Origin of the sequence: Pseudomonas sp. Pseu.R1 (assembly GCF_045764065.1) — a bacterium.
In the GTDB taxonomy this organism is placed as follows: Bacteria; Pseudomonadota; Gammaproteobacteria; order Pseudomonadales; family Pseudomonadaceae; genus Aquipseudomonas.
On sequence record NZ_JBJGEE020000001.1, the window covers coordinates 946,891 to 954,478 of the forward strand.

The following is a 7,588-nucleotide window of genomic DNA, read 5'->3' on the forward strand; positions in this document are numbered from 1 at the left end:
GTTTTCTTTTTATGGCTCACCGACACTTTCCATTCATTTGGGGAAAGCATCGGCGATTGATTGCCAGCTAATCATTACCAAGCTAAGCATTCGGGCGTTACTAAAACAGCTTCCGACCCTGGGGACTACCCGTGAGATCGGGTTAAACGATTCATCAAATCTTGAACTGCCCGACCAGCGCGCTGAGGTTGCCACCCAGTGCCGAGACGTCACGCATGGTGCGCGCGCTCTGTTCGGTTTCTTCGGCGAGGTTTTCCACGGCACCGGCGATCTGGTGCACGCTGCGGTTGATCTCTTCGGCCACGGAGGTCTGCTCTTCGGCGGCGCTGGCGATCTGCGCGTTCATCGCGTTGATGGTGCCGATGAGGCCCGAGATGGAATCCAGCGACACACCGACTTCGTTGGTCTGCTGGTTGGCGCCCTCGCCCGCTTCGGTGGAACGGCGCATGGCCGCGACCGAGGCATGAGTGCCGGTTTCAAGGCGGGTGATCATGCCCTGAATTTCCTGGGTGCTTTGCTGCGTGCGACTGGCCAGCGCCCGCACTTCGTCCGCGACCACCGCGAACCCGCGACCGGCTTCACCGGCACGGGCCGCTTCGATGGCGGCGTTGAGCGCCAGCAGGTTGGTCTGCTCGGCAATCGAGCGAATCACGTCGAGCACCGACACGATGGAGCGCACGTCCTGTTGCAGGCTGTCCAGGCTGGTGCCGCTCAGACGGATGTCCTCCACCAGCGAACTCATGCCGGTGATGCTGTTGCCCACGACCTTGCGCGCGGCCTGACCTTGCTGATCGGTTTCCGATGCGGCTTCGGCGGCACGTTGTGCAGAAAGGGCCACTTCTTGCGCCGCCGCCGACATTTCGTGAATGGCCGTGGCCACCTGATCGGTCTCTTCACGTTGACGCTGCATGGCCTGTTCGGAACGCAGGGTCTGTTGCGTGGCTTGCTCCACCAGGCCTGCGAGGTCGTGGGTCATCTGGGCGATCTGGCGGACCATGGCGTGAATCTTGTCGACGAACAGGTTGAACGAGGTGGCCAGGTCGCCCAACTCGTCACGGCTGGTCACGACCAGACGGTGAGTGAGGTCTCCATCACCGGCCGCGATGTCATCCAGATTGGTCTTGAGAATGCGCAACGGACGCACGATGCCATTAGCGGTCCAGATCCCGGCGGCAGCGGTCACCAGCAACAGAACGAGGGTCACGACGAACACGCTGACGAGAATCCCCCGCATACGCCGGGTGACGTCCTGCTGCTCCAGCACCATGGCCGCGTCGATGTCGTCCATGTTGATGGCACTGCCCAGCACCATGTTCCACTTGTCCAGGTACACGGTGTAACCCAGCTTGGGCACCTGAACGGCTTCGTCGCCGGGCTTGGGCGCTGCGTAATCGATGTAATGGGTACCGTTTTTCGCGACCTCGACAAAGGTCTGGTAGTGGTAGGAGCCATCGGGGTCGCGAGTGTCCCAGAAGCTTTTGCCGATGCCTGCCGGGCTGTCACCACGGAAAACCCGCACACCCTTGGTGTCGTAGCCGAAGAAGTATCCGTCGTCGCCATACTTCATCGGCTTGAGCAGTTCCAGCGCCTTGTCCCGCGCAGCCATGTCACCCTGGGCGGAGGCATCGTGCAGTGGCTTGATCGTGGTCAGTGCCACGTCGACGTAGTTCTTCAGCACCTGGCGATTGCGCTCCACCAGTTGCTCGCGGGTGTCCTTCATTTCCTGAACAGCGCTGCTCTGCAACATCCACGCTGCCACGCCACTGAGAATCAGGGCAAAGAGCAACGCGGGGATGATGGCCAAACAGAGCAGTTTGCTCTTCACGGTAAGCTTCATGAGACGAATCACCTCCTGGTCGTGTGGTCATTCCCTATCGGCCGGTGATCGTACATCTTGAAATATTTTGATGGCAATTTGACGCCAATTATTTGGCTGTATCGTTTCACCTACTGTGAATACAGGGGTTCGCGCTCAGAATTTTTTTACTTGCGCACCGACGCGGAGCGCTTGCGCCCCGGTCTTTCAGCCAACGGGCAGTTCCCGCAGACCTCCAACCCGCCCACCCGATAACGCACGCAGCAGATGCGACGCTGGCGTTTCAATTCGGCTTGGCCGTCCACCTTTAAGTAGCGCACTGGCTGGTACAGCGGATTGCGGGTGCCGTCGGGCAGATTCAAGGCGTTGATCAGCCCGTGGCCGTGGCGCAGGTCCGCGTGAGGCAGAGCACTGGTGAGCACACCCAGCAGCCATTCGAAGTAGTTGCCCGCGTTGCTCCACAGCACTTTCGGGGAGACGCGGGACTGCTCGGCAACGCTGTCGATGAAAGGCCGTAGATGGCCTTCGAGCAGGTCGTTGAAGCGCTGAAAGGTGTCGAGGGGTTTGGATGCCCAGTGCGCGCCCGGACCGGGGAGTTTGAACGCCACGGGCATGGCGTTTTCGTCGAGCACCAGTTGCAGGTGATCGAGCTGAACGGGCAACCGGTAATCAAGGATCAGCGAAGCGGCGACCACCGGGGGAATCAGTTTGATGAAGTAATACTGGGTCCAGATCGAGGCCAGACCACGCCGGTCGCTGGCGGAGTATTGCGCGGCGAACCGGGTCAGGACGTCATCGAAGGTTTCGGGGGTCAAGAAGGCGCGCAGCGGCATGCCCGGACGCAAGTCGTCATCGAGCACGAACACGTCGCGGTAATGGGCGAAGTCGGCAATGAACAACGGCGCCAGCGCGGGGATCACGAGGCTACTCCCCCGGCTGACGCCGTCCAGGCGCAGGCGATGTCAATGAGGCTGACGCCGCGCCAGCACCCACAGGCCCTGCTCCAGCGCCGGGAACAGGCTGTTGTTGAAGTTGTTCCAGCGCAGTTCAAGGATGGTGTCGTCCGGGGCGATTGGCGTGTCGAGCACGTCGAAGATCACTTCGCCGGAATCGATGCCGTTGTCGACGTAATGGAACGACGCGCCGGTCATGTCCACCACCGGGATGTCGACGGTTTCGCGGGTCGTCCAGTCGATCACCTTCTTGCCCTTGGCGCCATAGAGCGCATCGAGAGTGGCATAGGCGCCTCGCCGTTCGTACGGCGATTCCAGGCGAGTGATGCCCGGATGAATATTGACGATGCGGCGATGGAAATCCGCCCCCGGACGCACCAGTTCGTCGAGGATCACCAACAGACCGTCGAGCACCACGACTTCGGCTTCCAGCGCGTGCAGACGCTCGCCCAGACGACGCTCGAAATCCGACTTGCCCGCTGGCCGCTGGCTGTCGCCCAGTGGCAGCGCACGGTACGTCGACGGCACGTTTTCCAGTAGGTCAGTGACCAGACGGCCCTGCACTTTCAGGTCCGCCGGGTAGAGCCAGTGCTCGCCCTGCCCCGGACCGAAGCCGTATTCCTTGATGCTCTCGCGGTCCCGGGCCGACTCGGGGTTGTCGTCGAAAATGACGCCTTCCAGCGAGTAATGATCGCCCAGCGGCGTGTCGTTGAGCGCCTGAACCAGATGCTCCAGTGGCGATTTCATGTAGCGCTTTTCGCCGTGGTAATCGACGTACTGGCCGGCCTTGTCAGCGGCGCCGTTACGCAGCGACCAGACGTACACAAGCTTGGTTTTTTGCATGGGTTTCGAACTCATGGGGTATTGAGCAGCGTCTCGCCGCTGACGCCTTCGGCCATCGCCACGACCACTTTGCGTTCACCACTGAACGGCTTGCGCGAGTGGGCGGTGAGCATGTTGTCGAGCATCAGGACGTCGCCGGTGTTCCAAGGGAACACCACTTCACATTCATTGAGCACGCCGCGGATTTCCGCCAGCGCGTCCTCTTCCAGCGGGCTGCCATCGCCGTAATAGACGTTGCGCGGCAGACCCTCCTCGCCCACGGTGTCCAGCAGGATCTCCTGCATTTCCGGGTCAAGGTTGGAAAGGTGGAACAGATGCGCCTGATTGAACCAGACCCAGTCCTGGGTGCGCGGGTGTTGAGCCACGCCTTGTACCAGTTGGCGGGTGCGCAGGTCGCCGTCTTCGTTCCATTCGCACTGAATGCCCCGCTTGCGGCAGTAGTCTTCGACGTCACTGTGGCGCTCGGTGTTGAACACCTGTTCCCAGGTCAGGTCCAGACCGTTGCCGTAGTTGCGCACGTACATCAGACGCTTCTCTTCGAAGCGTTTGCGCAGCGTCGGGTTGATGCGACGGAACACTTCGCGGCTATCGGCAATTGGCGTTTCGCCGCCGCTGGCCGCCGCTTTGGCGCAGTAGAACCAGATGCGCATCGGCCATTCGGTGGTGTAGGCCTGTTCGTTGTGTAGCGGAATCGAGCGATGTGCGGGGTATTCGGTGGAGGTGTACACCCCCTTGCCGTCGACCTTGCTGCGCGGGGTCGAGCCGAATTCATAGTTGAGCAGCGGATGGCCGAACGCAGCGGCAAAACGCTGAAAGCCTTCGACGCCATCGCTGTCGAAACCGCTGAACAGAATGGCGCCATCGCGTTCCAGGCACTGGTCGACGACGCCGCGCAGGGTGACGAACTCAGCCGCCAGCGCGGCGCCCGGCTGGCCGGGGTAGACCCGCAGCGGGAAGCCGGTTTCGACGTGCAGTTGTTGTGGCGTAAGCATGCGCATGTTCATGGGCAAGACGCTCCGCAAGCGTTGAAAAATGAGAGATGAATCAGGCCATGGCCTTGCGCAGGCTCAGGGGACGCATGTCAGTCCAGGTGGCTTCGATGTAGTTGAGGCAGGTTTGTTTGTCGCCTTCGACACCGACGCTTTTCCAGCCTTCGGGGATGGCCTTGTAATCGGGCCAGATGGAGTACTGTTCTTCGTGGTTGATGACTACGCGGAACTGGGTGTTTTCGCCGTCAAAACTCATGTGCAAAACCTCGTCATGTTGATTCGCCCGGTGCAGCACGGGCCTTATCTAGAAGACGAATGAGGGGCGGGGATGATTAGTGATTCTGCTAAAAATCCGGATTGAGGGTGTCTGGTGATCTGTGGCCAAGTGCTTTTGTCGGAACGCCGCTCATGCCCATTCGCCAGCAAGCCGGCTCCCACAAGAGTCGCGTCGAATCCAAATCTTCAGTTCGACGCCGAACCTGTGGGAGCCGCCTTGGTGCGGGCGGCGTTCCGACGAATACGGTGAGGCCGTCTCTTATTCAGGACGGGACAAACCACAAAAAAAGGGCAGTCACGTCGCCGTGCCTGCCCTTTCTTCACACCCGATCGATTACCAGCGGAAAGCCACGGTGCCCAGCACGGTACGCTCTTCACCCCAGTAGCAACGGCCCGCGTTGTTGCAACCGCTGACGTATTCCTTGTCGAACAGGTTTTTCGCGTTGACGTCCACCGACCAGTGTTTGTCGATGTCGTAACCGATCAGCGCGTCGACCAGCGTCACGTCGCCGGTTTTCAGCTTGCCGTACAGGGTCGGCGACGTGTACGCGAAGGTATTGTCGAAGTAACGCACGCCACCCCCGATCCGGAAGCCGCTCAGCGGGCCATCGAGGAAGCGGTAGGTTGCCCAACCGGACGCCTGGTTACGCGGAATACCGGTCAACTGGTGATCTTCGAACAGCGAACCTGGCGCATCCTTGGTCACCCGTGCATCGGTGTAGGTGTACGACGCTGTCAGGCTGAGGTTCTTGGTGATGTCGCTGTTGGCTTCAAGTTCGATACCCTTGGACTCGCTCTCCCCCACCTGCTGGCTGAAACCATTGGAACCCGCCACCACGTCGTGGGTCTTGGTCAACTGGAAGACAGCCGCGCTAAAGGTGGTATTCCAGCCCTTCGGCTCAAACTTCAGACCCGCCTCGTATTGATGGCTCAGGATCGGATCGAGCAGGTCACCGTTCGGCTGCGACGACTGCTGCACCGGTGTGAAGGCGGTCGAGTAGCTGACGTAAGGCGAGATACCGTTTTCGAACTGGTACATCAAACCGGTCTGCCAACTGAAGCGATGATCCCAGCCGTCCAGATCCGCAAAGCCGCTGGTGGTGCTCGCACGGTTGCGGTACATGCTGTGGACGAAGTCCTGACGACCACCCAACAGGAAGATCCAGTTGTTGTACTTGCTCTGCAACTGGCTGTAGAGCCCATACATTTGTTGGTCGAGCTGAGAGTTCTGCACGGTGAACGGTGTGGTCGGCTTCGTCGCCGGGTACACCGGATTGAACACGTTGATGGAGCCACTGAAGCCCGCGGCCCAGTCCTGGTTGAACGAGGTGCGGTCGTAGCTGGCGCCCAACAGCACGGTGTTTTCCAGCGCGCCGGAGGTGAAGTGACCTTCGAACTGGTTGTCCACCGAGTAGGCGATGGATTTGTTGTCGCGGTCGTAGTAAGTGGCCGTCAGGTTGCTGCCGAAACCGCCGTTGTTCAGGTTGTTCGGCCAGGTTTCATGGCGGTCCAGACGCGATTCCATATAGCGCGAGTTCTGGCGGAACTGCCAGTTTTCGTTCAACTGGTGACTGAACTCGTAACCCAGGGTCCAGGTTTCGCGCTCGAAGTCGTCCCAGTTCGGGTTGCCGTTGAACTGGCTCTTGCCGATCTTGCCGTTGACGTTGTCCAGCAACGTACCGGCCGCCGGGTAGCCCAACAGCAGCTTGGTGCGGTCACGCTGGTAGGACGACAGCAGCGTCAGCGAGGTGTCTTCATCGAAGTTGAAAGTCATCGACGGCGCGATGTAGAGGCGGTCGTCCGGCACCGTGTCGACCTGGGTGTCGGCATTGCGACCCAGCATCACCACACGACCCAGAATACTGTTGTCGTCGGTCAGCGGGCCGGAGACGTCCAGCGCCAGTTGGCGACGGTTGTTGCTGCCGTAGGTGAATTTGGCTTCGCCCTGGGCGGTTTCGGTCGGGCGTTTGCTGACCAGGTTGACCAGACCGCCCGGCGCGTTTTCGCCGTACAGAATGGAGCTTGGGCCACGGAACACTTCGGTGCGCTCCAAGCCATACGGCTCGGTGGTGGTGTCGTAGCGGTTGCCCTGCAGACGCAAGCCGTCTTTCAACAAGCCATAGCCGTAGTCGGTGGCGTTGTAGCCGCGAATGGAGAACAGGTCACCGGCCAGTCCGTCACCCACCGCAAACGGCGGTGCGAAAATGCCAGGCACATAGCCCAGGACGTCGGTGAGGGTTTGCGATGCCTGATCCTGCATCCGCTGACGTGTCACAACGGATACAGAACGCGGTGTTTCAGATAATGGAGTGCTGGTCTTGGTGCCCGCTGTGCTGTTTTTCGCCTGGTAACCGACATCGGTTTCAGCGACCGGTGCTTCGCCCGAAACCACCGAGTTCTGCAGTTGAATGGTTGACCCTTTTGCCGGTTTGGTCGGGGCATCCTCGGCCCATGCGACACCATGGCAAGCGACCGTTGCGACCAGCGCTGCCAAGGCTTTCACCTTGAATTGACCCTTGTTGTTGCTGACCATCCGAACTCCCCCTCCCTTTGAAAAAACGCCGGGCCCCAGCCCTTTACGTTTCGCTGACAAATGTCAAAAAAGCGAGAAAATCTAACAAATAATCTTTCTCATTACCATTGTTATTAAGAATAAAAGCGAAGTGCCATCCCTGGCTTTTTTTGCGACTTCGCCGATACATTCCAATGGA

General features: G+C 59.9%; 6 protein-coding genes and 1 pseudogene. All 7 read right to left on the reverse strand.

Annotation, left to right across the window (positions count from 1 at the left end):
- Positions 1-154 precede the first annotated feature (154 nt).
- Positions 155-997, reverse strand: coding sequence for a methyl-accepting chemotaxis protein (locus ACI5GA_RS04620; RefSeq protein ID WP_421425439.1), 843 nt, complete (start codon positions 995-997; stop codon positions 155-157).
- 15 nt (positions 998-1,012) lie between these two features.
- A pseudogene (locus ACI5GA_RS04625) lies at positions 1,013-1,837 on the reverse strand (cache domain-containing protein); the annotation flags it as partial.
- Positions 1,838-1,983: 146 nt separating this feature from the next.
- Positions 1,984-2,736, reverse strand: coding sequence for a siderophore-iron reductase FhuF (fhuF, locus tag ACI5GA_RS04630; RefSeq protein WP_421421936.1), 753 nt, complete (start codon positions 2,734-2,736; stop codon positions 1,984-1,986).
- 42 nt (positions 2,737-2,778) lie between these two features.
- Positions 2,779-3,612: a formyltransferase family protein gene (locus ACI5GA_RS04635; RefSeq protein WP_404630590.1), complete on the reverse strand. Its 834-nt coding sequence runs from the start codon at positions 3,610-3,612 to the stop codon at positions 2,779-2,781.
- Positions 3,613-3,623: 11 nt separating this feature from the next.
- On the reverse strand, positions 3,624-4,610 hold the full coding sequence (locus tag ACI5GA_RS04640; RefSeq protein ID WP_421425440.1) for a TauD/TfdA family dioxygenase: 987 nt from the start codon (positions 4,608-4,610) through the stop codon (positions 3,624-3,626).
- Between the two features lie 46 nt (positions 4,611-4,656).
- Positions 4,657-4,857 carry an MbtH family protein gene (locus ACI5GA_RS04645; protein ID WP_404630592.1) on the reverse strand — a complete coding sequence of 67 codons (201 nt, stop codon included), beginning with the start codon at positions 4,855-4,857 and terminating at the stop codon, positions 4,657-4,659.
- Between the two features lie 354 nt (positions 4,858-5,211).
- Positions 5,212-7,410, reverse strand: a complete 2,199-nt coding sequence (locus ACI5GA_RS04650; RefSeq protein WP_421421938.1) for a TonB-dependent siderophore receptor — start codon at positions 7,408-7,410, stop codon at positions 5,212-5,214.
- Between the last annotated feature and the right edge of the window lie 178 nt (positions 7,411-7,588).